Source organism: Polyangiaceae bacterium (assembly GCA_020633235.1).
GTDB lineage: Bacteria > Myxococcota_A > Polyangia > Polyangiales > Polyangiaceae > JACKEA01.
This window is the reverse complement of the sequence record JACKEA010000001.1, coordinates 1,769,383-1,795,896: the sequence shown is the minus strand read 5'-3', so window position 1 is coordinate 1,795,896 and position 26,514 is coordinate 1,769,383. Positions and strand designations below refer to the sequence as shown.

Here is a 26,514-nt window from a genome sequence, read left to right as displayed (position 1 = left end):
GCGGCAAGGGCAGCGTGCGCACGCTCACGGCGCGCACGCCGGATCGTCGGGCATGTCGGCACAGGTCGGACCTCCCGCCTGCGTCGGGCTGTACACCGTGCCGTCGCGGACGCAGTACGACCCGACCAGCCCTTGTTGCCCCATGCCGTAGTCGTCGATCAGCGGCTGACACGAGAACCCGTCCGGGCAGTCGCAGTAGCGCGCGTTCGCGTCCGGGCCGTCACAACGACACGAGCAGTACACCGCCGTGTCCGCCGGGCGATCGAGGTCCCACGCCTTCACGTCCACGGTAACGGGCTCGGTGGTCCCAGGGACCAAACAGGTTCCGTCCCCCGCCGTCTGTCCCAAGGGACAGCTCACGCGCCCCTGGAAGTGATTCACCAGACACAAGCGAGAGGCGCACTGCACCGAGCGCGCCTCCACGCTCACTTCGTCGATGGCAAAGCCGTTCTTCGTCGGATCCAGCTCGGATTCGGGAACGCACGGATCGCCCACCCCGTCCGTCTGATTGCAGGAGAACGCGGTGAGGAGCGCACCGATACCCAGCGTGCCGAGCAGCACGCGCTTCTTGATGGACATACTCGTTAGTCGCCCGACGGGGCGAAGCTGAGCGGTCAGTCCTCGGGGGATTCGGCGTGGATCTCTTCCAGAAGCTCTTCCACGCGTCGCTCGGCGTCGTGTCCGGTGTCGTAGGAGAACGACAGCTCCGGAACGCGCCGCAGCTCGAGCCGCGGCGCCAGCATGCGCCGCAATCTGCCGCTGGCGCGGTGCAGGCTCCGGAGCGAGCGTTTCCGCGCCTTGTCGTCATCATCCCCCACCATCAGCCGTACGCCGATGCGGGCAATGGAGAGGTCGTCCGGCACGTCCACCGTGGTGATCACGAGCGCGTCGAGGCTCGGATCCCCGAGCTCCCGCGCGATGAGCTGGGTCACGTGCATGCGGAGCAGCTCCGCCACCCTTCGCGCGCGACGCCCTTCACTCATTTCCGTTCTCCTGGCGGCGCCTCGAAGGTCTCCGGCGCGAGGTCTTCCACGTCCGTGAAGCCGAACTCTCCGGTATCGCTCTCGAGCGCGTGCTCGATGCCCCCGCGGAGGCTCTTGCCGCCTTCGCCAAAGGGCAGGATCTCGCTCTTGACGTCAGAGAGTACGGCGTTCGAAAGCTGCCGCGCCACGGAGCTGGCCGCGCTCAGCACCTCCCGACAGCGGTCGGAATCCCGCGCCACCACCACCACCCCCAGTGTGGCCAACTGGTAGCGCTCCACGTCCCCCACCTCGGCCACCGATACGGGCAGCCGGGCGCGGACGCGATCCTTGAAGCTCTTCACCACCATCCGGCGCTCCTTCAGGGAACGAGCGCCGGGGATGTGCAATACCAGTCGAAGAACACCAACGAACATACTCGGGTCGGGGCGCTGGCCCCGAAGCTCACAGGGTTTGCTTCACTTCTTCGATCTCGAAGAACTCGACGATGTCGCCTTCCTTGAGGTCGTTCTCGCCCTCGAGGCCGATACCGCAATCGAAGCCTTCCTTCACCTCGCGGACGTCGTCCTTGAAGCGCTTGAGGCTCGAGACCTTGCCGGACCAGATCACGGAACCTTCCCGCAAGAGCCGTGCGCTCGCGTTGCGGCGAACGACACCCTGCGTGACCATGCAGCCGGCGATGGTTCCGGCCTTGCTGATGCGGAACGTCTGCCGCACCTCGGCTTGGCCGATGACCTTCTCCACCAGCGTCGGAGCGAGCAGGCCCTCCATCGCCAACTTCACGTCGTCCACGACGTTGTAGATGACGTTGTACTGACGGATCTCGATGCCTTCCTTCTGAGCCAAGGTCGCGGCCTTGCCCGCGGGGCGCACGTTGAACCCGATGATGATGGCGCCGGCGGCGACCGCGAGGTTCACGTCACCCTCGGTGATGGCGCCCACCACCGAGTTCACGACGCTCACCTTCACCTTCTCCGTGGATAGCTTGGTGAGCGCCTCTTCCAGCGCTTCCACCGAGCCCTGCACGTCCGCCTTGATGATGACCTTCAGATCCAGCTGTTCGGCTTCGCCCATCGCCTTGGCGATGTCTTCCAGGCTGAACTTGCCGGTGCTGGGCAACAGGCTCCGGCGCTCCTTGGTCTTGCGCGTCTCGGCGATCTCCTGGGCCTTCTTCATGTCCGTGACGCCGTGCACCGGATCGCCGGCGGAAGGCACGTCGTTCAGACCGATGATGGACACCGGAGTGGAGGGCCCTGCTTCAGCAACGTTGCGTCCGCGGTCGTCGTGCATCGCGCGAACCTTGCCGTAGGCACCGCCCGCCAAGATCACGTCGCCGCGGCGCAGCGTGCCGTCTTGCACCAGGATCGTCGCCACCGGCCCCTTGCCGCGATCCAGCTCGGCCTCCACCACCACGCCCACCGCGGGCTTGTCGGAGTTGGCCGCCAGCTCCAGCACCTCGGACTGCAGCAGCACCTTTTCGAGTAGGTCGTCGATGCCATCCCCCGTGACGGCGCTGACCTCTGCCGAAAGCGTCTCGCCGCCCCACTCCTCGGGCACCAAACCGTGCTCCGAAAGCTCGCGGCGCACCCGCTCGGGCTGCGCGTCGGGCTTGTCGCACTTGTTGATGGCCACCACGATGGGAACGCCCGCATCTTTGGCGTGGTTGATGGCTTCGATGGTCTGCGGCATCACGCCGTCGTCCGCCGCACAGACCAGGATCACCACGTCCGTGGTCTGAGCGCCGCGAGCGCGCATGGCGGTGAACGCCGCGTGACCGGGCGTGTCCAGGAACGTGATGCGCCCATTGGACGTCTCCACGGAATAGGCGCCGATGTGCTGGGTGATGCCGCCGGCCTCACCGGCCACGACGTTCGCCTTGCGGATCTTGTCCAGCAGGCTGGTCTTGCCGTGGTCGACGTGACCCATGACCGTCACCACCGGGGGCCGCGGCTCGCGGTCCTCTTGCTCTTCGGTGCTCAGGCCCTGGGCCGCGACGATGGCGTCCGCTTCGCTCACCGCGACGTCCTCGACCTCCCAGCCGAACTCGTTGGCCACGATCTTCGCGGTGTCGGCGTCCAGCGTGCTGTTGATGTTCACGCCGGTCATGCCCAAGCGCATGAGCTTCATGAGCACGTCCGTGGCCTTGACGCTGATCTTCTGCGCCAGACCCTGGAGCGCGATGTTCTCCTCGATCTTGACGACCTTCTTGTGGGCGGAACGCTCCTGGGTCACGGGCTGACCACTGCCCTTGGAACGCGAGAGCGAACCCAGGCCGCGGTTGCGCATGCCTCGGCCGCCCATGCGACCGCCCATCATCGGACCGCGACCGCGACCACCGAGGCCGCCACCGGCCTTGGCGTCGTACTGCACGCGGCGAGGCGTGGGTCCACCGCGCGGGGGCTGCGGCATGGGCACGCCAGGACGACCTTCCCACACGTCGATGCCCGTCTTCGGCGGGCTCGATGGCCGGGGCGGCGGTGCCGACGGACGCGCTGGCGGCGGCGGGGGGGGCGGTGCGGCAGCAGCGGCCGGCTTCTTCTCGGACTCCGGCGCGGGCGCTTGCTCCACCGGTTCCGGCGCGGGCGCGGGCGCGGGCGCGGCAGCGGTAGCCGGCTGCTTCTCCGACTCCGGCGTGGGCGCTTCCTTCACCGGCTCCGGTGTGGGCTCCGGCGCTGCCTGCACGGGTACGCTCTTCTCGGGCTCGGGCGCAGGGGCGCTGACGGGCTCGGGGGCTCTCTCGGGCTCCGGCGCCGCTTGCACGGGAACGCTCTTCTCGGGGGGCGGCGGCGGCGCGGGCGCTTCCCTGACCCTCTCGGGGGCGGGAGCGGGCGCCGGCCTCGCCTCGGCCTTCTTCACACGACGCTTCACGACGGTGGGGCGGATGCGCTCTTCCACCACCTTCTCGCTGCTCTGCTTCTCCAGGTGGCGCTTCACGCGCTCCACCGCCTCGGGAGCAACTGCGCTCATGTGATTGCGCACCTCGGTAACCCCTACCGACTGGAACAAGGCCACCAGAGCCTTGTTGTCCATGCCCAGATCGCGGGCGACCTCGTAGACACGCACCTTACTCATCCGTCCTCCCTGGAAGCGTCGGTACGGTGAACCTCCCGTACCTCCGGCTCAGGCATGTGAATCATCGCGATAGTCTGTGACAGCGTGGTGGCAATTCCGGCATCGAGCACCGCAAGCACGCCGGTTTCCGCTCGATTGAGGAGCGCGCCCAACCGCTCTTTCGTTCCATGGGCGACCGCTCGCCCATCGCTCACGGCCTGCTGCACCGCGTGCCGCTTGGCAACGGCCCGGGCGTCCGTTGCGACCACCACCAGCCGGGCGGTCCCGTTTCCGAGCGCAGCCTCGACCGCGTCCGTCCCCACGGCCAGCTTGCCGGCGGCGCGGGCGGCCAGGATCAGGCTGGTGGCCCGACGCTCCGCGGCCTGCGCCATCCCATGGCTGAGCTCCGCCGCGGTGGTCGTCACGCGCGTCTTGAAGCTCCGGGAAAGCCCGCGGGGAGCGGCTTGGCCGATGCACTTGGGCGTCGCGTGCACCCAAGCACCTCGGCCGAAGGCACGGCCGGCCAGGTCCACGAAGACCTCTCCATCCGGGCCGAGAACCACCCGCACCAGGTGCGAAGACTGGTCCTCCGCCCGACAGCCGACGCAGGTGCGCACCGGCTGCTTCTTTCGGGTCGTCATGGTCTGTGTCGCTGCTTGCATGGGGTAAGAGGGGCCTCAGCTCTCTGCGGGGGTTTCCGTCGGGCTCGCGGTCTCTGGCTCGGCTGCCGGAGCGGCCTCCGCCGCTCGGGCGGCGTGAGCCAACCGTGCCTCTTCGATTTCCTTGGCCTCGGTCTCCATGAAGTAGACGGCGCCGTTCTGTACCTGGCGCGCCTTCTTGATCCCGAGACCCGTGCGAATGGCGAGGCGATCCGGATCCTCGCGAGCGAGATCCGTGACCGTTTTGTAGCCGGCTTCGTCGAGCAACTGCAGCGTGCGCATGCCGACGCCGCGCACGAAGCGGAGCTTGTCGCGCTCCGTGAGCGGTTCCGCACGGCTGGACGCTTCGTCGATCCGGCTCTTGCGCAGGCGTTCCATGGCCTGCTCGGCCCGGACCTTCAGATCCTGAGCGGCTTCCGGCGTGCCCACGCCCTGGATCGGTACCAACTCTTCCACGGTGGCTTCCGCAATCTCTTCCAGGGCGCGGAAGCCGAGGCGGTACATGGCACGCGCCAGCTCTTCGCTCACGTCGTCGATCTCGCGCAGTGCTTGGAGGCTCTCTTCCTCCATCTGCTTGAACTTGCTCTCGCTGATGATGTCGAGCTTCCAGCCCGTGAGCTGGGAGGCGAGGCGCACGTTCTGGCCCTTGCGGCCGATGGCGAGGCTCAGCTTCTCGTCCGGAACCACGAGCTCCATCCGATGATCCGCCTCGTCCACGATCACCTTGTTCACCTCCGCGGGCTGAATCGCGTTGATGATGTAGCGGGCCGGATCACGGTCGTAAGGCACGATGTCGATCTTCTCGCCGCGAAGCTCCTGGACCACGGCCTGCACCCGCGAGCCCTTGATGCCCACACAGGCGCCCACCGGATCTACGTCGGAGTCCCGAGTGGTCACGCTGATCTTGCTGCGGGAGCCGGGCTCGCGAGCCACGCTCACGATCTTCACGATGCCTTCGTAGATCTCCGGCACCTCCGCCTCGAACAGCTTCTCCACCAGCCGCGGCGACGCGCGGCTGAGGATGATCATCGGGCCGCGGGCCTCTCGGTCGATGTCCTTCACGAACGCGACCACGCGATCCCCGGGGCGGTACGTCTCTCGTGGCGTTTGCTCGCGGGACGGCAAGATGCCCTCCGTGCGGCCCAGGTCCACGATGATGTTGTGACCCTTCTCGAAGCGACGAATGATGCCGCGGATGAGCTGGCCCTGGCGGTCCTTGTACTCGTTGTAGATGATGTCGCGCTCGGCATCGCGCACGCGCTGGAGCAGCACCTGCTTTGCCGTCTGTGCCGCGATGCGACCAAAGGCGCTCCGCGCCTGCTTCATGTCCAGCACGGCGCCGAAGTCCTTGTCCTGCTGGCGCGCCTTGTCCGCGTCCCGCGGGTGCCAGAACACCTGGAAACCGAGCTCTTCGCCGATCTCCGCTTCGAGCCCGTGCTTGCGCGCCACGTCCAGAGCGATCTCGCGCTCCGGATCCTCCACCTCTTCCACCACTGTCATGTACTGGAACAGGTCGATGTGGCCCGAGTCTTCGTTGAAGCGTGCTTCGAGCTCGCGGTTGGGACCGAATGCGGCCTGGGCTGCCTTAAGGATGGCGGCTTCCATCGTCTCGATGAGGATCTGCTTGTCGATGCCCTTTTCTTGGGCAACCTGCTCGACAATGCCTCCGAGATCGACGTCAAAGCCCGCTTGCGCTGCCATGCTCATGCTCCGTGATTCGGCTCTCGGCTACCGCTGAGAACCGGCTGCTCGCCGACGGGCGTTCTTCTTGCCCTTCGGCCGATCGTTCTGCGACGACTGACTCTTCCAATCGAAAACCAATCGTGCGCTGTCGATGGCGTCGAGCTCGAAGCTCTGCACGCCGTGATCCGTTTCCACGACGACGCGCCCGGCGTCGTCCAAACCGTGCAGGTTTCCGCGAATCACCCGCTGGCCGTCGGCCAGGGGCTGGGCCAGCTTGATCTTGGCCAGCTGTCCGGCGAAGCGCTCGTAGTCCCGCGCGCCGTACAGCGCGCGCTCCAACCCCGGCGAGCCGACCTCCAGCGTGTAGCGCTGGGGGATGACGTCAGCCAGGTCGAGAGCCGCAGACAGGTCTCGCGAAATCTCGGAGCAGAGGTCGATCGTGATGCCCGCACCCGGGATGCGAGAGTCCGGCCGCTCGATGGTGAGCTCGAGGAGCCAACCGCCGCGATCCGTCCGCCACACGAGCTCGACACCTTCCACGCCGTGCGCACGCAACACGGGCTCCACCACCGCGAGGACGCGGTCGCGATCGAGACCCGTGAGTCGTTCGTGTGCAACGTGCATTCGTGCCGATGCCTCTCCAGAAGGGAGTGACCTCGCGTGCGTGAAAAGCCCCGCACGCGCGACGCATCGGGCAACCCTCGGCAAAAAAAAACGGACCCTCTGAGGAGGGGGTCCGTGAGGATCCACCCAAGTTGTCGGCCGGGAATCTAGCGGACGGCCGCGGCTCGCGCAACTGTAGGCGGATCGGGCAGAAATCCAGCCCCGGCCAGCGGGCCAAGCCCCGCCCGGGACCTCTTTCGGCCCCCTGTGACGAAAACTCGGGGACGCGTTCGTGCCCCAGATCGAAGTCGCATGGCACAGCTCGGCGACGTCGTCTCGAAGGCTCGAGTTTCAAGGCCGGAGCACAGCGCAAGGAAGCGCTCGGCAAGCTGAGACGGAGGTTGGGTTTCGGGGCGCCCGCTTGTCGTCTTCTTGATGTTGGCGCGGCGCGATACCCGTCGTTTCCGCGCCGGCCCGACAAAAAAGAAGTGGGGTCAGGCGAGGTTCGGCAGCGTCACTAGATCCACATGGAGGACTTCGTCACTGAACGCCATGATCTCCGTGAGGCACGCCTCGCTCGGTCGCGTATCCGTACGCACCTTCGCGCAGCCCGCTTTGCCACCTTCGAACACGGTGTTCTCGAGCTCCTGGATGTTGATGCCGTGACGCTTGAGCACCATCAGCACGTTGGCCAAGGCGCCGACGCGATCGAGGTGACGGATGACGAGCTGATAGCGCGCGCGAGAAGCCTGGCTGATGTTCACCACGTTGGGCACGTCGCCCTTCACGATGAAGCCTCGAAGGATGCGCACCGTCTCGTTGGCGATGGCGGTTTGCCCTTCGTCCGTGGAGGCCCCGATGTGGGGCGTTCCGTAGGCGAAACCCGCCTTCAAAATGGCCGGATCGAACGCCCCGCTGCGAGATTCCGGTTCCCCCGGGTACACGTCCAGACCGAGGCGCAGGCGTTTCTTGGGGGCCAGCTCGGCGAGTGCTTCGTAGTCCACCAGCTCCGCGCGAGCGGTGTTCACGAAGAACGCCCCATCCGGCAGGGCCTCCAGCACCTTCCTGGAGATCATGCCTTGCGTGCGTTCGTTGAGCTCGAGGTGCACGGTGAGCACCTCGCTCTTCTTGGCGAGATCCAAAAGGCTGCCGGCACACTGCACTCCGATGTCTGCCGCGCGCTGAGGCGTGAGCGAACGACTCCACGCCCACACGTCCATACCGTGAGCGAGCGCGATCTTGGCAACGGCGCGCCCCACGTGACCGAGACCGACGATGCCCAAGGTACGCCCGCGCAAACCGCGAGCCTTGGCGAGCTCGTCCTTCTCCCACTTGCCGGAGCGCAGGCTGGCGACGGCGTCCGGCACTCGGCGATCCAGGCAGCCGATGAGCGTCATCGTGAGCTCCGCCACGCCCCACGCATTCTTGCCCGGACAGTTGGCGACGTAGATGCCACGCTCACTGGCGGTTTTCACGTCGATCTTGCTGACTCCCGCGCCGGCGCGAATGATGAGATTCAGCGCTTTGCCAGCGCGAATCGCCTCCGCCGTGACCTGCGTGCCGCGTACCACGAGCACGTTGACGTCCTCGAGAGCCGTTCCGAGATCCGCGGGGCGCAGCTCGGGTCGGTAGACGACCTCCGCGCCCAGAGTGCGCATCTCGTCGAGGCTCGCCTCCGTGAGCTTGTCCGCGACCAGCACCTTCATGGGGGCGCCCTTTTATCATGGAGCGGGCCCCCGAAACGAGAGGCGACGATCAGTGCGTGGACGAAACCCGCTTCCGAGGGCCGATCCGATGGCGGCGCCCAGCGACCCAGAGCTCGGGCTCGCCGTCCTCCCCGGCGTGGAGGATGGGGGCCAGCGCAGTCTGGGCCGCCGGCGTCAGGCGGGCCTCGAACCGTCCGTTCTTCACCCGCAGGTAGACGGCGTCCGAATCCCCCACGCTCACCGACTCCGGCGCGAGGAGCTCCTCGCTTCCGTCGGACAAAGAAAGCGTCACGCCGCCGTCGCGCACGGCGATGCCGGTGACGAAGTAGGGCACGTCCTCCACCTCGAAGTAGCTCCAGTCATAGCCGTTCTGGAGGATGAAACGGCCGTCGTCCGGGTGAACGTCTATCCAGGACGCGAACGCCCGCGCCATACCGGTGTGGGTCACGAGCTCGCCGTCGTGCCAAAAACGCCCCTGACGATCCAGCACGATGGTGCTCTCCCGGGAGCGTCCCGGAGGCGGCGGAAGGCGAAAGAACTCGGGGTGATCCCCCGGCTTCACTGCTCCGGTCCCTCGATGGTCACGAGCTGGCCCGTGTTCTTCACCCCCACGGCCTCGGTCGTCAGCGCGCCGTCCGGCCAGCGCACGCTCACGTCGACCTTCTCGCAGGCGCCCACTCCGAAGAACAGCACCAGGTCGTTCTGCATGCCGAAGTGACCGTAGCCGCCACCCACTTCCTTCATGATCGACTCCGGGCCCGCGCTGACGGTGACGCGCGCGCCAATCGCGGCTGCGTTCACGCCCGCCTTGCCCTTCAAGCGTACGGCGAGCCACTTGCCCTTGTCGGACGCGTCGTTCTCGTAGAAGTGGACGAAGTTGTCGCTCCAGATCTTGCCGCAGTCTCGGGCCGTGCCCGAGCCCACGACGACGTCGAGATCACCGTCGCGATCGAAGTCTGCGACGGCGAGCCCGCTGGCGCAGGGATGGTGCAGCCCCCAGGACTCGCCGACCTCCTCGAAGGTGCCGTCGTCCTTTTGATGGAAGATCAAGCCGTACTGATCCGGGTAGTCGCTGGCGGCGACGAGCACGTCGTCTCGACCGTCGTTGTCCAGGTCCGCCGCGGCTGCCATCAAGCCGCCCTCGTTCCAGCCGGCGGTGGGGTGTGGCCACACCATGCCGGTGGCGTCGTTCCCGGGACGATTGAAGTGGATTTGGCCACTCGAGACGTCGCCCACCAAGAGCTGACTGCTGTCGCTGCCCTCCCCCGCCCAGAAGTGGTGGATCTCCGCGTTGTACAGATCCATCACGCCGTCCCCGGTGATGTCCGAGCAGGCCGTAGCGAAGGTGTTGCCGTTGTTGCGCCACGGTTTTTCGTCGAAGCTACTCCAGCCCGCGTTGTCACAGCTGATGATGGGTTGCGGGTTCGCGGGGCACTCCGGCGCGTTGCTCGTGGTGCACCAGCACAAGAACATCTGGTTATCGCTGAAGTCGACGTTCTCGTCGCCGGCGAAGCCCGTATCCTTTCCGGCATCCCAGAAATTGCCGGCGCCGTCGTTCAGGTACAGCTGATTGAACTGCCGACCATAGGCGCTCACCAGCAGATCCATGTCGCCGTCCCCATCCACGTCACACGAAGTGGTGCCGTAGGCGGGACGGTGGTTGGTGCCTTCGTCGAAGCCGACCTCGTCCGTGAGCAACCCGGCATTCGCGGTGTTCTCCACGAAGCTTCCGTCGCCCTGGCCCAGTTGCAGCCGGGCCTGGGTGCCCACGTAGGACGTGCCGTAGCTCTGGTACCAACCCACCACGAACAGATCGATTTGACCATCGCGATCCACGTCCGCGAAGGTCGCGGCGCTGGTAGGCAAGCCGAGGCTGGCGTTCGGTTCGAGCTTCGGGCCCAGGCTGAACTTGCCACTGCCGTCGTTCAGGAGGATCTCGCTGCGATCCGTGTCCGCCGGCGCGGGTGGGGACTTCACCTTGGAGTTATCGGTGTAGCTGCCGCTGAACAGGTCCAAGTCGCCGTCGTTGTCCACGTCCGCGGCCACCACCAGCTGGGCCGAGCGGAGCCCCGCGCCGCCATCTCGCGGCGTGCCATAGCCACTGGCCACCGTCTCGTCCACGAAGGTGCGCCCGCCGTTCGGCCCGGGACGGTTCATCAGCACGTGCATCAGCTTCGGCGTCCCGCCGTCCAGCGGATCCCTGCCGTTGGCGTTGGTGGTGACGGAGTGGACCACCAGGTCCGGGTAGTCGTCGCCGTCCAGATCCACCGCGACGAGACGATTACCCGTGACGGTGGCGAGCCCCCACTCGTCCGTTCGTTTGGTGAACGTGGGGGTGCCACTGGTGGCGTGCATCTCGCACGCCGGAGCTCCGGCCGCTCCGGCAGCGCCTCCGCTACCTCCTCCATCGCTGCTCTCCGACGAGCACGCAAAGAGCACCAATACCGTCGACCCCAGAAGAAAAGCCCGCCGCATTTTGGCGCAGCTTATCACGCTCAAGCGCTGTGCGCCGCGCTGCGGGAAGCTCCCGATACCGCGGCGTCCACCGTGGTGAGCAACGCTTCGGCGCTGAAGGGCTTGGCCAGGAAGTGCGACGGGGTCGGAACGTCCCCTCCCTCCGGGTATCCCGACATGAACACCACCGGAAGGCGTGGGCGGCTTCGGCGCATCGCTCGGCACAGGTCTGGTCCCCCCATCTCCGGCATTACCACGTCGGTGAGCAGGAGATCCGCCTCGAAGGCATCTGCAACGGCGAGAGCTTCCACGCCGTTGCCCGCGGGCGCGACCTCGTACCCCGCAGCGCGCAGGATGCGCACGACCATGTTCCGAACCAGCGGCTCGTCCTCCGCGACGAGCACCCGACAGCCTGGCTCGGATCGACGACGCGAAGGCGGTGCGGCCTCGACCCGCTCCCTCGGTCCCTCGTCGCGGGGGAACAAGATCTCGAAGGTGGTGCCCGAGCCCGGATCGCTGTGCAGGTCGATGTGACCGCCGCTCTGCAGCACGACGCCGTACACCGTGGCCAACCCGAGTCCCGTGCCGCCGCCCTTGGTCGTGAAGAACGGGTCGAAGGCGCGCGCGCGCGTTTCAGCGTCCATACCCTCGCCTTCGTCCCGAACTCGAAGCCGCACGTAGGGCTGCGCTTCCACGCCGCGCTTCTTCGCCTCCTCGGCTCCAAGCGTCTTGGCGTCCACGATCAGGGTCAGCCGTCCCCCGTGAGGCATCGCGTCCCGTGCATTGGCGGCGAGGTTCAACAGCACCTGGTCGATCTTGCTGGGGTCCGCGAAGACGGTGAAAGGGCCCCCCTCGACCTGCGTCACGATGTCGATGTCCTCCCCCACCAGGCGACCCAGCACGCCCGCGCTGCGGACGACGGCCTCCCCAATGTCGATGATGCGGGGCTCGAGCGCCTGGCCCCGGCTCATGCTCAAGAGCTCACGAGTGAGCGTTGCTGCGCGTTCCGCTGCCTCCTGGACGTGCTCCAGAGCCAGTTGCCGGTCCGTTTCCGGAGCACGCACGCGTCCCGCAAGCTCCGCACCGCCCTGGATCACGGTCAACAAGTTGTTGAAATCGTGAGCCACTCCACCCGCCAAACGACCGAGAGCGTTCAGGCGATCCACCTGGCGCACGCGCTGTTCGAGGTGATGGCGCTCCGTCTCGTCCACGACCACGCCCTGGTAGCCCACGACCTCGCCGGATGCGCCGCGTATCTTGCGACCGTGGATGGCGACGCGAACGTGCTCGCCGTCTTTCCGTCGCCAGACGGCTTCGGCACCGGAGATCAGATCCACGTCCGCGGTCTTCTTCGTGAGCACGGCCCGCTCCGCCGGATCCGCCCAAACGTCCCGCGCCATGTCCAATTCCCGCAGCTCGTTTGGTGAGGCGTAGCCGAGCATCTGGGCCAGGGCCGGGTTGGCGTCCAAGATGCGTCCGTCCGGGCTGGTGCTGTAGATCCCTTGCGGAGAGTTTTCGACCAGCGCGCGGAAGCGATGCTCGCTGGTGGATAGCTCGGAGCGCAACCGCTCGAAGTGGGCGATGGCAGTGCCGGCAGCCGCCATCAGCTCCAGCGCCGCCGCGAAGGCGAAGCCGTAGGGCGCAACACCGGGGATCGGTCGAAGCCACGGATAGTCCAAGCGGTGGAGCCCCCAGATCACGAACACCAGCGCGAGCAGCCGCGCAGCCATCTGCTCGCCGCCGCTGACGGGGCGACGCCAGAGGGCGGCGGCAATGGCAAAGCTCGAAGCGCCGAGCAACACGAACGTGGGCAGGGTCTCCGCGAGGAATGGCTGCGGAAACCAGAATACAGCCACTTGCCAAGCCGCCACGCCCGCGAACACGACGTGCCACGCGCGCGAGAGACGACGGTCCACGAACGCGTAGGTGCCGAGGAGCAGGAACCAAGCCGAGGCGAGCGCGAAGAGGTGCTCGATCTCGACCACGCTCCGAGAACCGTGGAGGGTGACGGAGACCACGGCGCCGGCGTAGCGCATGCAGCCCGCGAGCCAGGCGGCGGTCCACAGCCAGAGATGCCGGGAGCGGTCCACGCTCAGCAGGTAGGCGTACACCAGCAGCAGCACCACGTTGCCGATCAGGGCTGCTGCGACGGCCGGACCGAGCCACGGCATGATGGCGGGAGCCTAGCACTCGGGCATTCCTTCACCTTCGCCGCTTGCGCAAAATCATGCGGCGGCGCACGCTACGCCTCGTGAATCGCGTCTGGCTCGGCGTCGTTTGGGTCGGCGTGTCCGCGATGCCCGCCTGCGGCGGCTCGGACGAAGCAGGCCTATACGGTGCAGAAAGCGGCGGAAGCCCTGCCGATGGCGGGGCGGCGGGCGTCGCTCCCGACGCCGGTGGTGCCGCGGGCCTCGCGGGGACTGCCGGCGTGTCCGGCGCCTCAGGCAGTGGTGGGCTCGCGGGCAGCGCCGGCAGCGCCGGCAGCGCCGGCAGCGCGGGCACCGCTGGCGCCGCAGGTTCCGGCGGGGGCGGCGGGAGCATCCAGAAAGGGATTGGTCCTTGCGGCCAAGCGCTGTGCAGCTTCGAGCTGGGCGCCAGCTGCTGTGTGTCGTCGAGCAAGGGCCTCTACTGCGCCAACTCCGGCGCAGGGAATCCCTGCAGCTGCGCGGGTATTGGCTGCAACACCTTGGAGGTCACCTGCGACGGGCCGGAAGACTGCATGTTGGGTCAGGTCTGCTGCGCGGAGACGCAGCTCGTGCCGGCGGGCTACGGTAGCGTCAGCTGCCGGCCGACGGCGCAGTGCGTTTCGGGCGTCGTGACCACGCGGCGAGAGCTCTGCCACCCGAACGGATTGCTTTGCCCCGCGCCCGCGACCTGCAAGCCCGACAGCGGTTTGCCACCGGGCTACGCCACCTGCCAGTGAGCTACAGCGCGATCTCGGTCTGGCGCGCCGGGAGCTCCACGGCCTTCACCAGCACCTTGAAGTCCTTGCCGTCCCAGATCACGTCTTGTCGCCGCAGCGCGAGGGCGTGATCCGCGGGAACGCTGCGTAGGCGCGCTGCGAAGCTGGCATCGGCCGCGTCCGCCTGCGTCAGGAGCACGGCCGACAGGCCTGCCTTCGCGGCGTCCGTTGCCTCTCCGAGGCCCACGTCCTTGTCGTCCACGCGGCTGACGACCAACAGATCTTCGCCCAGCTCCTCCCATGTGAGCAGCACCAGGTGTCCCGGACCGCTGAACAGCCCCAGCTCCTTGAGCTCGCGCTTCATCGCCGACGGGCCTGGTGCCGACTTGGGCGGATTCGCGATCAATCTCGCGAGCCGTGCCGCCGACCAGAGGCGGGCCCAGCGGCGCGGATCGCTCGGTCCCGGCGTGCCCTGAGCGCTCGCGACTCGGCGCTCCAGCCGCAACGCCTCGTCGACGCGGCCGGTACCCGCAGCCGCTGCCGCCAACCGCAGCCAACCGAGAGCGTCGTCGGCGTCGATCTCGGTGATGGTCTTGTATTGCCGATACGCCGGTTCGTACCACTCGTGCCCCAGATAGATGTCGCCCAACAGCCGGCGGGACGCCGTACTCTCGGGATCGAACTCGACGATCTCGGAGTAGGTGCGCACGGCCTCTTCCGCATGCCCTGCTCGTGCGAGCACGTCGCCCAGCTGTCGCGCGATGCCGGGGGTGAGCATGCCCTGATCCCGAAGGCGACGCCCGAGAGCAACGGCCTCGTCCTTGTCGCCCGCCTCCACCAGGAGCTTCACCAGACGCATCCCGCCGTTCGGATCATCGGGCGCCTTGGCGATGGCTTCTCGGACCTTGGCGATGCGTGCCTGTACACTCCCGAGCTCGCTCAGCTCGAGATCCAGCGCGTTCCAATCCACGGCCGAACCGAACAGGGTCTTCTCGACCGCAGCCACCAGCCGGGCGTCGACCGCGCGACGGAGGATCAGCTTCGCGAGGTGCTTCTTGACTTCCGGACGAGCGCTGAAGTGCGAGAGCACCAGGGTCGCGCCCCCCTCGCTGTCCACATGACGCTGCATCAGGTCCAAGAACGTGCGCTCCGCGCGCCAATCGGATAGCTCGCACGCCTTGCGGGCGGCGTCGTAGCGACTCAAGAGATCCGCGGGGCTCTGGGCGGTGGAGAGGCGTCGCGTCCAAAGCACCACCCGCTGCGCCAGGGGACGCTCCGCGGCATCGCTGCAGGTGGACAGCTCCACCTTTCCGGTCGCGGGGATCAGATCTCCGTCGTTCGCGCGGCGCTCGTCCTGCTCGTCCTTGCCATCGAGCTTCACCGGTCCACTCTTGCGCCTCAACGGAACGGCACCACCTCGGCCCGTCGCCAGCGGCGCCGGGCGCATGGCCATCTTCGCCGGCGGCGGCGGGATGTCGTCGCTTGGCTTCTCTTCGAAGGCCGCGGGCTCCGGCGCCGGTACCTCGGCCGACAGCTCCTTGTCCTCAGCGGGCGCGTAGCCTTGCTCGGGTGCCGGCGAGGCGGGAACGCTCTGCGCCTGGGCCTTGTGCCCGGCAGGCGCCGGCTCCTCGTCTGCGAGCCCTTCCAGCTTGCTGCAGCCAATGGGCAGCGAGGCCGCGGGTACTCCGGCGAACCGAAGTGACAGGCGCTGCTCTTCCGTTGGACCGAGGGCGCCGAGCTCCACCCCGCGCAGGGGCGACCGCTTCCGTTGAATGCCCATGCGCGAGTAGGCCGCTTCGCTCTCCAGGGCCAGGATGCTGGTGTAGGGCGTCATCAAGCCGTACTCGATGCCCAACGAAACGATGCGGCCGCGCTCTGCCTCGGGTCCCTCCGCGGCGCCCAGCAGACGGCGAACGTATTCCGAGGCCCACAGCCGCGGCACGAACGCGGCCAGCACGCTCGGGTCCCGCTTGGTTTCGTACTCGCGTTCGAACTTTTCTCCGCCGATGCGCCCGCGGACCTTCACCGAGCGCGGAAGATCGTGATGGGTCCGAGCGAGCACGACCACCTCCGACCCGCGGCTCACCTTTCCACTGGCGCTCGTGAAGGGCTCGTCCAGCCCGGCGCCGAGGTCGATCTCGAGATCCGTGATCGTCGGCATCTTGATGGCGGCAGCCAGCTCCAGGGCGCGGGCAGTCGTCTCTTCCGCTTGATCCACCGACAAACTCTGACCCCCGCCGGCCCGCGCCAGCTCCGACAGCAGGGAGTAGTTCGCGTCCGTGCCCACACCCACGGTGAACAGCCGCGCGCGGCTGGTTCCGAGGGCGCGCCGCAAGCGCTCCACCAACTGCTCTCCGCTCATCTCGCCGCTGGTTGCGATGCCGTCACCCACGTAGACCACCGCCGGTTGCTCCGCACCATGTAGACGACCGAGAGCGACGTCGAAGAGCGCCGCGAGATCGGTCGCGCCTCCCGTGGAGTGGTCCGCAAGGGCCTCCAGCGCTCCCGCGATTTCCTTGTCGGAAGCCGGCGAAAGCCCGTCCTTCGGGTGCAGCACCGTGGGGCGGACGTCCAGCGCGACCAGCGCGAAGCGATCGTCGTCGGACAGCGCGCGCAGGATGGCCTCGGCCGTCGCCGTCTTGAGCTGGCGTGCGGACTCGTCCCCCGCTGCCGAGGTGTCGACCACCACCACCACGTCCGCGCGCTGCTGCTTGGCCTTGTTCCAATCGATGTCCGGGGTGTAGCGCGCCATCACGTAGTCCGCGCTCTCGCCTCCCGCCGCGAAGCGCGACACGGTCAGCGGTGGCCGCTCGCCGTCCATCGTGGCCTCGAGCTGGAAGTCGGCTCGCGGCGTGTAGCCGGACCGCCGCATGGTCACGTGCTTGCCCGCGTTCTCCACGCGAGCATCTGCCAGCGTGGCGATCTTCATCTTCTTGCCCGCATCGCCGAGATCCACGGACAGGCTGAACTCGCCAATGCGCACCGGCTCCCCTGCCCCCATCGGGTAGACGTAACTGAGCTTTCCGTCGACGGCCGGTCGAAGCTCGATGTAGCGCAGCACCACACGACGGCTGCCACCGGCCTTCACCGGATAGATACGCGCACGGTAGGTGTGGCTGTCGACCCACTCGAGTATCGCAGGCGAATGGCCACTGGCCTTGGCCGCGCCGTATTGAGCGGCGGCTTCCCGCCGCTCGGTGAACTCGCCCTCCACCAGCACGCCGTCGGTCTCCACCGCGAAGCCGGTCACGCTGGCGCTCTCCGGAACCGTGAACCAGTACCAGCCCTCCACGTCCCGCTCGCCCGGGTTGAAGAACGTCTGATCCACCTCCGTTTCGCTGAGCCCTTCGCGAAGCACCGCACGAACGGCTTGCTTCTCGATCTGCAGCGGGCGCGCCGGGCTGCCCGCGAGAGCCCCGACGTCCACCCCGTAGATGGAGCCCATGCCCGCGCCGGGGATGTGCGCGCCCGACGCGAAGTCCGCCATGCCTCCGGTCCAGTCGTCCCAGAACGCGAGGGGCGCGGATTTCGGTGCCGCGTCCCCCTCGGCGCTCGCCTGCTCCCCCGCCTGCACCTCCACGCGTCCGCCCTTGGCGGTAACGGTGGCCATGCCTCGAGCCACGTACACCACGGCGCCGTCCCCCTGCCGTTTGACGTCGAGGCCGCTTTCGACCGCCGTCACCGTCACCCCGCCGACGGTGTGCACCGTCGGCTTCCGGTCCGTCGGTGGTGCGTCCACGAAATACTCGCCGGACTCCAGCGCCACGCTGCTCTCCCCCAGCCTGATCGCGCTCTCTCCGCGCAGGAACAAGCGCGAGCCGTCGGGGAGTCGAATCAGCGCCCGCGCGCCCTTGTCCGCGGCCACCTTGGCGTCCTCCAAAAGGGGCGCTCCGCTCACGGCGCGTTCGGGTCCCTGGCCCAAGTCCACCGTGACCTGGCCGGCGGCGAGCTCCAAGCGGGCCTGGATGGGTGCTGCCTTCACGGGCGGGGGTTTGCGCGTCGCGACGAAGACGATGACGGACGCGATCACGCCGAGCGCGAGCGCCGCCAGCACGATCCGCCGCACGGTACGCCCGATGGGCGCCTTCTTCGGTTTGTCGCTCATGGAGATGCCCCTTCCGCTCTCGATGTTCCTGCGATCGGTCGCCGAGGTCGACTCAGAAAGCGAGATCGGTCGCGACCTGTGCGTTCTGCTTCACTTGTGCCCGCCCACGACGCGAGTCCTCGGGCGCCGCAGCCGGCTCCGCCGCGGCCGCAGCCGCTGGCGGCGGACTGGCAAAACCACTCTCCGCCTCACCCAACGCCGAGGCCTGGCGCCCGAGATCCTCGGAAAGCTCCGCGCGTCGCCGCGCAGGCGCCGCTTTCAGCGCGATCTTCTTCTGCTCTTCCAGAGCCGCGAGCCGCGAGCTGAGCTTCGCCTTCGCTTCCCCGGTCCGCCCCGCCGAGAACAGCTGATTGGCCTCGGTCAGCGCCTTTGCGGTCTCACTGCGCAGGAGCCTGCCCTGCACCAAGGGGTCCAGCGCACTGCTCTTGTCGCCGGCCAGGAGTGAGAGCTTCCCGTCGCAGCTGCCGCGGCCTCCGGCCACCAGATCGTCGTAGCTCATCCGTACGTCCGCGATGGGACGCACGCCCTTCGCCCCGCGCGGCACCGACAGCTTCACGAGGAGAGTCTTCTGCTCCCCCGCGCTGAACCCGCCCATGGGCACCACCAGGCGGTCGCCCTCGCGCCGGAAGCTGCGATCGAAGACCTGCGCCATGCGTACGCCGGGCGCGAGCTCCACGCTCACCTCCGCGTCCTTCGCGACGGTCTTCGCCAAGGTGTCCAGCTCGTCGTCGAAGGCACGCGGCAAGTCCGATGCGTTCTGCACGAAGTGGTGACGACCGTTGGACTCCAGCGCCAAGAGGCTCATCACACGTTCGTTGTAGTCCACGTCCACGCCGATGGAGCTGATGCTCGCGCCCATGCCCCTGCATCGCTCGGCGATCTGGCGAAAGCCCTGTTCGTCGCGCACGCCGGCGGTAGCCTCGCCGTCCGACAACAGCAGAATGCGATTGACCATGCCGCTTCTGCCCCGGAGCTCCGACATGGCAGCGTCGATGCCGCAGGAGATGCAAGTGTCGCCCTGCGCGGTGATGCCGGAGAGGGACCGGATCACGCGCTCGCGAGAAAGCGAGTCGATGGTGGTGGGCGGAACCGTCGTCGCGGTGGTGGTGTTGTAAGCGATGACGCTCACCACGTCGTCGTCGCGCAGACGCCGCACCATGCCGCTCGCCGCGTCCAGAGCGTTCTCCAGCCGCTTGCCCCGCATGGAGCCCGAACGGTCGATCACGATGGCGAGGTTCAGCGGCGCAGGCGTGGCGGCAACGCCGGAGTCGTCCGCTTGCACGTTGACCAACAGGAACGTCTCGCCGTCCTGGTCGGCGACGAGCTCGTCGTTCCCCAAGCGCCCCTCCACCATGAGGGTGTTGCCGGCGCGGAAGCTGGCCCCCACCGGGTCCGTCTCACCCGGCTCCGGCGGCGTCCACGCCACCGTTTCCGGCTCGCTGGTCGGCGCCGGTGGGGTCAGTGACCACACGGTCAGGCTCGACAACATCATCCCCACCAAAGACAAAAACCCGACCGTGCGTACCTTCATCGCCTCGCCCTTTCGAGGAACAACGGCCCCAGGCCGGGTCCCCTTACACTCTGGCTAGACGGGCGAAGGGTGCGGAGGATCTGCCCTATTTTCGCTTGGCGCCGGGTAGATACCCGCGCAGCACCGAGCGGAGCTCCTCCACCGTCACGAACGCCGCCGGATCCACGCCGTGAACGAGGTCGATGAGCTCGTCCACCCGCCGCCGGCGCACCATCACCAGCAGCAGGTTCACCGGTCCGGCCCGCCCAGCCCCGGCGAAGGTGGTCACGCCGAAGCCACGCTCCCGGAGCTGCTCGGTGATGGCCTCGGAGCACGTCGGCGATATGACGTGCACCGTCTGATAGCCGACGCCCATCCAGCCGTCGATGGTGATGCCGACGAAGTTCCCGGTCGCGAAGCCTGCCGCATAGCCGATGATGTTCAGGGGGTTATCGAGGTGATTGACGACCCGGCTGATGGCCAGCACGAAGATGCTCGCCTCCACGAAGCCGAGCAACGCTGCCACGCGCTTGTAGCCCCGCACTGCCAGAAGGCTGCGGGCGGTTCCCAAGGACACGTCGCAAACCCGGAACACGAAGATCATCAAGGCGCCTAGAAGTGGACCCATGGCCATTCCTTTCAAAGCTGGCGCGCCGCGAAGATCGAAGCCGCACGCGGGCGCGCGCAGCGGAACATGAGTTCGTCGCCGGTCTTTGTCCAGAATCCGTCAACGTGAGCCGCGACGGCGGCGGGGTACGACGTGTACGTCGTGCGCGATCTGCTCTTGTACCTGTCGGTGCAAGGAGCCCGGGGAGCGACTGATCTGGCTGCGGATCTGCTTCAAATCCCGGGTTGGAATGCCGATGTGGCAGATCGGCTCACCAGGCCGCATCACCGGGAGCGTGGTCATGCCGAGCACGATGCCAGCCACGGGGGACAGCACCGTGGGACTCTCCTCGCGAAAGAACGCATCGCAAGTCGCCAGGGGGGTGCCCTGCTCCACCAAGTCCCCGGGGCGCACGTGGAAACGCAGCAGCCCGCCGGACTGGGCTCGCACCCAGACGCTGCGCTGCACCGTGGTTTGGTAGCTCGGGAAGCTCGCTTCGCCCTCCACCATGCCCAGGTGGCACAGCACGTTGCGCACGCCTCGCACTCCGAGCGCCACGGTTCCGCTCTCGATCTTGAGCGCCTCGCCAGCCTCCAGGTTGATGGTCTTTACCCCTTGGCTGCAGGCCACGTGGCGCAAAGAGCGCTCGTCCCCGCGGCGATCGAGGATCACCTCGGAACCGAACCAAGACGCATATTCCTCCATCCCTGCGATGGACAGGTCCGCGCGCACGTGCGGAAAGTTGGTACGCCCGATGGTCGCGGTGTGCAGATCGATGCCGTAGTCCGCCTGGGCAATGACCTCGCGATAGACTGCGTTGGCCAGGCGGAACGCCAGACTACCGCCCGGGTCTCCCGGAAAGCTCCGGTTCAGGTCGCGCCGATCCGGCAGGTAGCGTACGTGCCGCTCGAAGCCGAACACGTTCACCACCGGAACCAGCACCAGCGTTCCCCGCACCAAGGTCAGGTCCCGGGAGAACATCAGCTCGCGGATGATGCCCGTTCCGTTGAGCTCGTCCCCGTGCACCGCGCCCGTCACGAACACCACGGGGCCGCGGCGGCGCGCTCGGATCACGCGAACCGGTACGCTCACCGGAAGTCCCAGCGTGGTCTCGCTCACTTGGAGCGCGATGTCCTGGGTCTCGCCTCGCCGAATTCGGGTTCCCCCAATGACGAACGGCGTGTCGCTTCGGCTCAGCTCGCGCTCCCTTCCCTCTGGGACTTCTTCTTCTTTCGCCTCGGGCGGCGCTCCGCGGGGGGGATGAAGCCCTTCAGAGTGATGTGTTTTCCAAAGCACAAGAGCACGTCCCCCGGCAAGACCTCGCGATCCCCACGCGGGTTCGGGATGATGATGCTCCCTCGGGTGATACTGAGCACCTGCACGTCCCGCTCCCGGAGACCGGAATCCCGCAGCAGCTTGCCCGCGAGCTCGGAGTCCGCCCCCACGGAGAACTCCGCGACGCCATAGCCGCTCTTGAGCGTGAGGCGCTGACGCAAATCCAGATCCGGGAACAGCACCTGTTCTTCGAGGTGCTCCACGATGGCATCGGCCACGTCGATACCCGTCGTGGTCTCTATTCCCTCGAGCCCCGGCGACGAGTTCACCTCCAAGATGTTGGGACCGTCTTCCGTCTCCAGCATGTCGACACCGGCGACGCGGAGCCCCATGATCTGCGCAGCGTGGATCGCGATGCGCTCGTAGGCTGGGTCGATGTTCGCCGGCTCGGCGCGTCCGCCGCGGTGCACGTTGCTCCGAAACTCCTCGCCCACGGCGATGCGCCGCATGGCCGCCACCACGCGATCCCCGACCACGAACGCCCGCATGTCGCGGCCCTTGCTCTCCTTGACGAACTTCTGGATGAGCACGTTCTGCTTGGCGCTTTGTAGGGTCTCGATGATGGCCTCGGCGATCTTGGTGTTGTCCGCCAAGATCACGCCGATGCCCTGGGTACCCTCGAGCAACTTGATGATCACCGGCGCGCCGCCCACGTGGGTGATGGCGGGCAACACGCTGGTGCGGTCACGCACGAACGCGGTGGTCGGAATGCCTATGTTGTGCCGGCTCAATATCTGCGTGGAGCGCAGCTTGTCCCGCGAGACGCTGATGGCGTTCGAGGAGTTGAGCGTGAACACGCCCATCTGCTCGAACTGCCGCACCACCGCGGTGCCGTACATCGTGATGGACGCCCCGATGCGTGGGATCACGGCGTCGTAACGGGACAGGCGCCGGTTGCGGAAGAACAACTCCGGCTGCCCCTGCTCGATGCCCATGCTGAACCTGAGGGTGTTCAGCACCTTCACGGCATGCCCGCGGCGAGCGCAGGCCTCCCTCAGCCGTCGGGTGCTGTAGGCCCGCGGGCTGCGCGACAAGATCCCGATCTTCATGTTTCCGCTGCCCCCTTCGGGCGCTTCTTCTTCTTGGCTTTCTTTCGGCGCGGCTTGGAAAGGACGTAGCGCTTGCTCACGTCGACCAGGAAATGGTGCGCCAAGGCGGACCGACCGATCAACATGCGAAAGATCATTTTCTCGCGGCTCACCAAGGAAAGCTCTATCTCCCGCTCCACGGGGCCGATCTTCACCTTGGCCGACACGAAGATGCGTGCCTGAGGCACGCCGCTCGAGGGACGCACGCGGCCGCGACGCTTGATGGGCGCTTCGACCGTGACGCGGCGATCCACCTTCTTGCGGTGTAGGCGCACGTCGAAACGCACGCGGTCGTGGGGTAACTCCTGGATGTTCTCGACATGCAGCGCGCTGGACCGCGCGCCGGTGTCCATCTTCGCGCGCATGCGGCTGATATTCCACTCGGGAATGTCGACCAGCTCGGCCCAGCCAATCGTCACCGGTGCGTCACGCTCGTCCGACACCCTTCCGACCATAGCCGAACCCGGACGGCTCCGTTCCTTTATCCTGCAGGGGCGAACCCCTTTGGTCCGCGGCTGGCTCTACCGAGCATCCGCCCTTTAGCCGGCGAGGAGAGCCATGCTGAACACCCATCTGACCCACATCGAGACCGAAGCTGCCTTCCAGGAGCTGCTGGCCAAGAACGAGAACGTGATGATCTGCTGCGGCCGCATGGGCCCCATGTGCATCCCCGTCTACGACGTGATGGAAAAGCTGGAGTCCAAGTATCCGCACGTTCAGTTCCGCGACATGGAGTTCGACGCCTCCGTTGCCCACGTCATCCGCAATCTGCCGGAGTGCCGCACCTTCAACGGCTTGCCCTTCACCGTGTACTTCAAGAACGGGAAGGTCGCCGCGGCCACCTCCAGCATCCAGAGCAAGCAGCAGGTGACGGAGATCCTGAATCGGGAGTTTGCGGTCCCCACCGCCGCCGCCCATCCGTAGCCACGCCATGGCCCAGCACTTCGACGTGATCGTGCTCGGCGGAGGACCCGCCGGGCTGACGGCCGGGATCTACCTGGGCCGCGCCCGGCTGAGGACTCTCATCGTCGACAGCGGCTCCCTCGGCGGGCAGATGAACCTGACCTACGCCGTGGCCAACTACCCGGGGCACTTGACGGCCTCGGGGCGAGAGATCGCGATGACGATGAAGGCTCAAGCCGAGGAGTTCGGCTGCGAGCTCTTGTCCAACTCCGACGTGACCCGCATCGATCTGTCCGGACCCGAGAAGGTCGTGGAGATCGAAGACGAGGGCACCTTCACCGCCAAGGCCGTGATCATCGCCAGCGGCGGCGTGCCCCGCACGCTCGGACTCGACTCCGAGTCACGGCTCAAGGGCCACGGCATTTCCTACTGCGCCACCTGCGACGGCGACTTCTTCACGGGTCAGCACGTGGTGGCCATTGGTGGCGGCAACTCCGCCATCGAGGAGGCCATCGCCCTGACCCGCTACGCGGAAACCGTGACCGTGGTGCACGAATTCGATCACTTCCAGGCGCACCCCTTCGCCGTGGAGGAAGCCAAGCGAAACCCCAAGATCCGCTTCGTGCTCAACCAGGAGGTGCGCGAGTTCGTGGGCAGCCCGAACCTGGAGAAGGTGCGCGTACGGGACAAGAGCACGGGCGAGGAGCGCGAGATCCCAGCCACGGGATGTTTCGTGTTCATCGGCTACGTGCCCAACACGGAGATGTTCCGCGGACAGATCGCGCTCAACGAGCGTGGGGAGATCCTCACCAACGAGGAAATGAAGACGAACGTGCCGGGAGTGTTCGCAGCGGGGGACTCGCGACACAAGCGCTACCGTCAGATCACCACGGCGGTCGCGGATGGAACCATCGCCGCGTTGGCTGCGACGGAGTACCTCCGTTCCGACGGCCGCAGCCCGACGGAAGGCGCCGACACCGTGCACTGAGGTCATCGCGCCGGACCAGCAAACCCTACGGCTGTTCTACATTTTCTTGTTGGTCCGGCGCGAATCCCTTCGCGGCCCGCGTTTTCGCAGAGCACTCTTCGTCGCGTCCTCCGTACCCACCCAAGCGCGGGCGCGGAAACGGGTCGAAGGAAGCGATGGGACGCACTCTCGTTCTTTGCGCCGAGCGCGTCCCCACGGCGAAAGCTACGGGGAAGCGCGCGCTGTCAGAACACGTCGCGAAGGCGCCGGACCAGGGCGTCCACCGCGGGCCTGTAGCCAAAGGTCGGACTGCTCGCGTCGTCGATGTTCTTCGGGCACACCGACGCGACGACGGCCTGATCCCCGAGCTGTCGCAGCACGTCCAACTGCCGGAGGCTCGGATACGCCTTGGCGAAGTACTGCGTGGTGCCGTAGCTCCCGTCCGGCGCTTGGCATAGCGGGCTTTCGGTTTGACCGGGCTTGCACTCGCAGACCCCCGTTGCCCCGGAGCAATCCCGCGGGGCGGGCAGCGGGAAGATGCACGCGTAGTTCAGATCGGAAGTGGACGACCATTCGTGACCGTTGATGGGGTCGGCGCCCGGGAGCGAGCTCGGCCCTGGGAGTCCCGCACGCGGAGTCGGCGACTCGACCATGTGAGGATCCGTCGGCGGCTGATTGCCGCTCTTGGTGATCTTGGCCCAGTCGATCTGGTTCGCGGACTCGTACTCGAGCACGCTCGGGTCGGTCTGGCTTTCGTCCGTGGAAACGAGCTGCCACGGCACGCCCACGATGCCAATGAGGAAGACTTGGTAGCTACTCCGGCCGCTCGCGAGCAAAGGATTCGGGACCTTCATGTCTGAGCGCGACATGACGGAGGAAGAGGTCAGGGCGTCGACGTAACGCTGGGTGGGGTACAGCCAGTCGACTCCAAAGCGGCGCTTCTGCTCCCAGCAGCGGAGATTCGGCGTGTCTTCCGTGGCCTGGTCGTAGTTGCCCTTCATGCACTCCGGATCGGACTTTGACGATGGACAGCCGGCGGGGTCGGCCTGGCCGCAGCTCCGGCAACAGGAGTCATCGGGATCGACGGCGCACTGCGAGGTCGCTCGGGGGATGTCGGAGCCGAACGTGGAGACCAGCCACGCCTGGCCGTCATCTCGAATCGAGCAGTCGTTCTCGTCCGTCAGCATCACGATGGCGACCGCTGAGTCTGGTCGCAAGAACGCGGCGCGCTGGGCGAGGACGGTCTGATCCACGCCCGTGCTCGTGCTCAAGCCGCCGCTCTGCTTGATGCTCTCCGGCGGCTCCGGATCGATCAGAAACCGATACCAGGACTCGAGTGGCGCCTCGTAGCCACAGCCGCTCTCCCCGACCGCCTTCACGTGAGCGGCGAGGCTTCCGATGAGCTCGTTCGGAACCGCGGTGCCCCCCTTCCCTTCGGGATCCCAGCTCAAGAAGCCGAGGTTCTGGAAGGAGGACAGCGCGGCGGACCGAACCGTGGGCAGCAGGTGCGCGTGATCATTCTGCCCCTCCAAACCGTTTTCGCACGCATTCCCGCCGTGGCCTCCCAGGCTGGAGGTCACCACGCCGATGTGAATGTCCTGAATCGGAGAAATCTCCGGGTGCGCCCCGGCCGGGCAGGGAAAGGAATCGCCCGTCGGCAAGTCGCCGTCGTTCAAGCAGCGCGGCGTCACCAGGCGCTGGACCAAGCTCGGCACTGCGTCCGCAAGAAGCTGCTGCTTGTCCCCCATGGCTGGCGAGTTATCGACCATGAGCAAGAGGTCGAGCTTGTCGAGCTTGCCGCCGAAGCCACCGCCGCTCCCCCCCGAGCCGCCTCCACTGCCGCCAACGCCCCCGTCCGACGGAGGATTGCCGGAAGACGAGTCGCCACAGCCAGCGAGCGTGAACGAGCCGAGAGCCAAGCCAAGGACGAACAGGGATGCGCGCGTTGCGTTCATGCCCGC

Annotated in this window: 21 protein-coding genes; 3 read left to right on the top strand and 18 right to left on the bottom strand. The window is 67.1% G+C overall.

Annotated elements, in window-relative coordinates:
- Positions 1-24: 24 nt before the first annotated feature.
- From H6717_07825 to H6717_07775, 11 genes are all read right to left on the bottom strand, one after another.
- A complete protein-coding gene (locus H6717_07825) occupies positions 25-579 on the bottom strand; it encodes a hypothetical protein (GenBank protein MCB9576919.1) in 555 nt (184 codons plus the stop codon).
- Positions 580-614: 35 nt separating this feature from the next.
- Positions 615-983, bottom strand: a complete 369-nt coding sequence (gene rbfA, locus H6717_07820; protein MCB9576918.1) for a 30S ribosome-binding factor RbfA — start codon at positions 981-983, stop codon at positions 615-617.
- A complete protein-coding gene (locus H6717_07815; GenBank protein MCB9576917.1) occupies positions 980-1,369 on the bottom strand; it encodes a DUF503 domain-containing protein in 390 nt (129 codons plus the stop codon). The genes rbfA and H6717_07815 overlap by 4 nt, the downstream gene beginning before the upstream one ends.
- Before the next feature lie 55 nt (positions 1,370-1,424).
- Positions 1,425-4,052, bottom strand: a complete 2,628-nt coding sequence (infB, locus tag H6717_07810) for a translation initiation factor IF-2 (protein ID MCB9576916.1) — start codon at positions 4,050-4,052, stop codon at positions 1,425-1,427.
- Positions 4,049-4,672 (bottom strand): DUF448 domain-containing protein, encoded by a 624-nt coding sequence (locus H6717_07805; GenBank protein MCB9576915.1) that lies wholly within the window; start codon positions 4,670-4,672, stop codon positions 4,049-4,051. Before H6717_07805 ends, infB begins: the two co-directional genes overlap by 4 nt.
- A 36-nt stretch (positions 4,673-4,708) precedes the next feature.
- Positions 4,709-6,397, bottom strand: coding sequence for a transcription termination/antitermination protein NusA (nusA, locus tag H6717_07800; GenBank protein MCB9576914.1), 1,689 nt, complete (start codon positions 6,395-6,397; stop codon positions 4,709-4,711).
- Between the two features lie 21 nt (positions 6,398-6,418).
- Positions 6,419-6,997: a ribosome maturation factor RimP gene (locus tag H6717_07795; GenBank protein ID MCB9576913.1), complete on the bottom strand. Its 579-nt coding sequence runs from the start codon at positions 6,995-6,997 to the stop codon at positions 6,419-6,421.
- Positions 6,998-7,470: 473 nt separating this feature from the next.
- Complete coding sequence (locus H6717_07790; GenBank protein MCB9576912.1) at positions 7,471-8,682, bottom strand: D-3-phosphoglycerate dehydrogenase; 1,212 nt, start codon at positions 8,680-8,682, stop codon at positions 7,471-7,473.
- 49 nt (positions 8,683-8,731) lie between these two features.
- A complete protein-coding gene (locus H6717_07785) occupies positions 8,732-9,244 on the bottom strand; it encodes a DUF1285 domain-containing protein (protein ID MCB9576911.1) in 513 nt (170 codons plus the stop codon).
- Positions 9,241-11,157 carry a CRTAC1 family protein gene (locus H6717_07780; protein MCB9576910.1) on the bottom strand — a complete coding sequence of 639 codons (1,917 nt, stop codon included), beginning with the start codon at positions 11,155-11,157 and terminating at the stop codon, positions 9,241-9,243. Before H6717_07780 ends, H6717_07785 begins: the two co-directional genes overlap by 4 nt.
- Positions 11,158-11,177: 20 nt before the next feature.
- On the bottom strand, positions 11,178-13,307 hold the full coding sequence (locus H6717_07775) for a response regulator (protein MCB9576909.1): 2,130 nt from the start codon (positions 13,305-13,307) through the stop codon (positions 11,178-11,180).
- Between the two features lie 80 nt (positions 13,308-13,387).
- On the opposite strand from H6717_07775, the gene H6717_07770 reads away from it, so the two are divergent.
- On the top strand, positions 13,388-14,059 hold the full coding sequence (locus H6717_07770) for a hypothetical protein (GenBank protein ID MCB9576908.1): 672 nt from the start codon (positions 13,388-13,390) through the stop codon (positions 14,057-14,059).
- Between the two features lies 1 nt (position 14,060).
- Here H6717_07770 and H6717_07765 read toward each other — a convergent pair whose 3' ends face one another.
- The 6 genes from H6717_07765 to H6717_07740 form a co-directional block, all read right to left on the bottom strand.
- Positions 14,061-18,143: a FecR domain-containing protein gene (locus H6717_07765; GenBank protein ID MCB9576907.1), complete on the bottom strand. Its 4,083-nt coding sequence runs from the start codon at positions 18,141-18,143 to the stop codon at positions 14,061-14,063.
- A 52-nt stretch (positions 18,144-18,195) separates the two neighbouring features.
- Entirely contained in the window at positions 18,196-19,674 is a 1,479-nt protein-coding gene (locus H6717_07760) for a VWA domain-containing protein (protein ID MCB9576906.1), read from the bottom strand.
- Between the two features lie 85 nt (positions 19,675-19,759).
- Positions 19,760-20,281: a DUF2179 domain-containing protein gene (locus tag H6717_07755; GenBank protein ID MCB9576905.1), complete on the bottom strand. Its 522-nt coding sequence runs from the start codon at positions 20,279-20,281 to the stop codon at positions 19,760-19,762.
- Positions 20,282-20,380: 99 nt separating this feature from the next.
- A complete protein-coding gene (locus tag H6717_07750) occupies positions 20,381-21,379 on the bottom strand; it encodes a succinylglutamate desuccinylase/aspartoacylase family protein (GenBank protein ID MCB9576904.1) in 999 nt (332 codons plus the stop codon).
- A 74-nt stretch (positions 21,380-21,453) separates the two neighbouring features.
- A complete protein-coding gene (gene rimK, locus H6717_07745; protein ID MCB9576903.1) occupies positions 21,454-22,644 on the bottom strand; it encodes a 30S ribosomal protein S6--L-glutamate ligase in 1,191 nt (396 codons plus the stop codon).
- Positions 22,641-23,126, bottom strand: coding sequence for an ATP-dependent zinc protease (locus H6717_07740; protein MCB9576902.1), 486 nt, complete (start codon positions 23,124-23,126; stop codon positions 22,641-22,643). The genes rimK and H6717_07740 overlap by 4 nt, the downstream gene beginning before the upstream one ends.
- Before the next feature lie 115 nt (positions 23,127-23,241).
- Here H6717_07740 and H6717_07735 point away from each other — a divergent pair, with 115 nt between their 5' ends.
- On the top strand, positions 23,242-23,607 hold the full coding sequence (locus H6717_07735) for a thioredoxin family protein (GenBank protein MCB9576901.1): 366 nt from the start codon (positions 23,242-23,244) through the stop codon (positions 23,605-23,607).
- Positions 23,608-23,614: 7 nt separating this feature from the next.
- Positions 23,615-24,574: an FAD-dependent oxidoreductase gene (locus tag H6717_07730; protein MCB9576900.1), complete on the top strand. Its 960-nt coding sequence runs from the start codon at positions 23,615-23,617 to the stop codon at positions 24,572-24,574.
- Positions 24,575-24,798: 224 nt separating this feature from the next.
- On the opposite strand, the gene H6717_07725 is transcribed toward H6717_07730, so the two are convergent.
- Positions 24,799-26,508 (bottom strand): hypothetical protein, encoded by a 1,710-nt coding sequence (locus tag H6717_07725; GenBank protein MCB9576899.1) that lies wholly within the window; start codon positions 26,506-26,508, stop codon positions 24,799-24,801.
- Between the last annotated feature and the right edge of the window lie 6 nt (positions 26,509-26,514).

Excerpts from the sequence above, each read along its gene's own strand:
- H6717_07825 (MCB9576919.1), bottom strand. The coding sequence starts at position 579 with ATGTCCATCAAGAAGCGCGTGCTGCTCGGCACGCTGGGTATCGGTGCG.
- rbfA (MCB9576918.1), bottom strand. The coding sequence starts at position 983 with ATGAGTGAAGGGCGTCGCGCGCGAAGGGTGGCGGAGCTGCTCCGCATG.
- infB (MCB9576916.1), bottom strand. The coding sequence starts at position 4,052 with ATGAGTAAGGTGCGTGTCTACGAGGTCGCCCGCGATCTGGGCATGGAC.
- H6717_07805 (MCB9576915.1), bottom strand. The coding sequence starts at position 4,672 with ATGACGACCCGAAAGAAGCAGCCGGTGCGCACCTGCGTCGGCTGTCGG.
- nusA (MCB9576914.1), bottom strand. The coding sequence starts at position 6,397 with ATGAGCATGGCAGCGCAAGCGGGCTTTGACGTCGATCTCGGAGGCATT.
- H6717_07795 (MCB9576913.1), bottom strand. The coding sequence starts at position 6,997 with ATGCACGTTGCACACGAACGACTCACGGGTCTCGATCGCGACCGCGTC.
- H6717_07790 (MCB9576912.1), bottom strand. The coding sequence starts at position 8,682 with ATGAAGGTGCTGGTCGCGGACAAGCTCACGGAGGCGAGCCTCGACGAG.
- H6717_07780 (MCB9576910.1), bottom strand. The coding sequence starts at position 11,157 with ATGCGGCGGGCTTTTCTTCTGGGGTCGACGGTATTGGTGCTCTTTGCG.
- H6717_07775 (MCB9576909.1), bottom strand. The coding sequence starts at position 13,307 with ATGCCGTGGCTCGGTCCGGCCGTCGCAGCAGCCCTGATCGGCAACGTG.
- H6717_07765 (MCB9576907.1), bottom strand. The coding sequence starts at position 18,143 with ATGAGCGACAAACCGAAGAAGGCGCCCATCGGGCGTACCGTGCGGCGG.
- H6717_07760 (MCB9576906.1), bottom strand. The coding sequence starts at position 19,674 with ATGAAGGTACGCACGGTCGGGTTTTTGTCTTTGGTGGGGATGATGTTG.
- H6717_07755 (MCB9576905.1), bottom strand. The coding sequence starts at position 20,281 with ATGGGTCCACTTCTAGGCGCCTTGATGATCTTCGTGTTCCGGGTTTGC.
- rimK (MCB9576903.1), bottom strand. The coding sequence starts at position 22,644 with ATGAAGATCGGGATCTTGTCGCGCAGCCCGCGGGCCTACAGCACCCGA.
- H6717_07735 (MCB9576901.1), top strand. The coding sequence starts at position 23,242 with ATGCTGAACACCCATCTGACCCACATCGAGACCGAAGCTGCCTTCCAG.
- H6717_07730 (MCB9576900.1), top strand. The coding sequence starts at position 23,615 with ATGGCCCAGCACTTCGACGTGATCGTGCTCGGCGGAGGACCCGCCGGG.
- H6717_07725 (MCB9576899.1), bottom strand. The coding sequence starts at position 26,508 with ATGAACGCAACGCGCGCATCCCTGTTCGTCCTTGGCTTGGCTCTCGGC.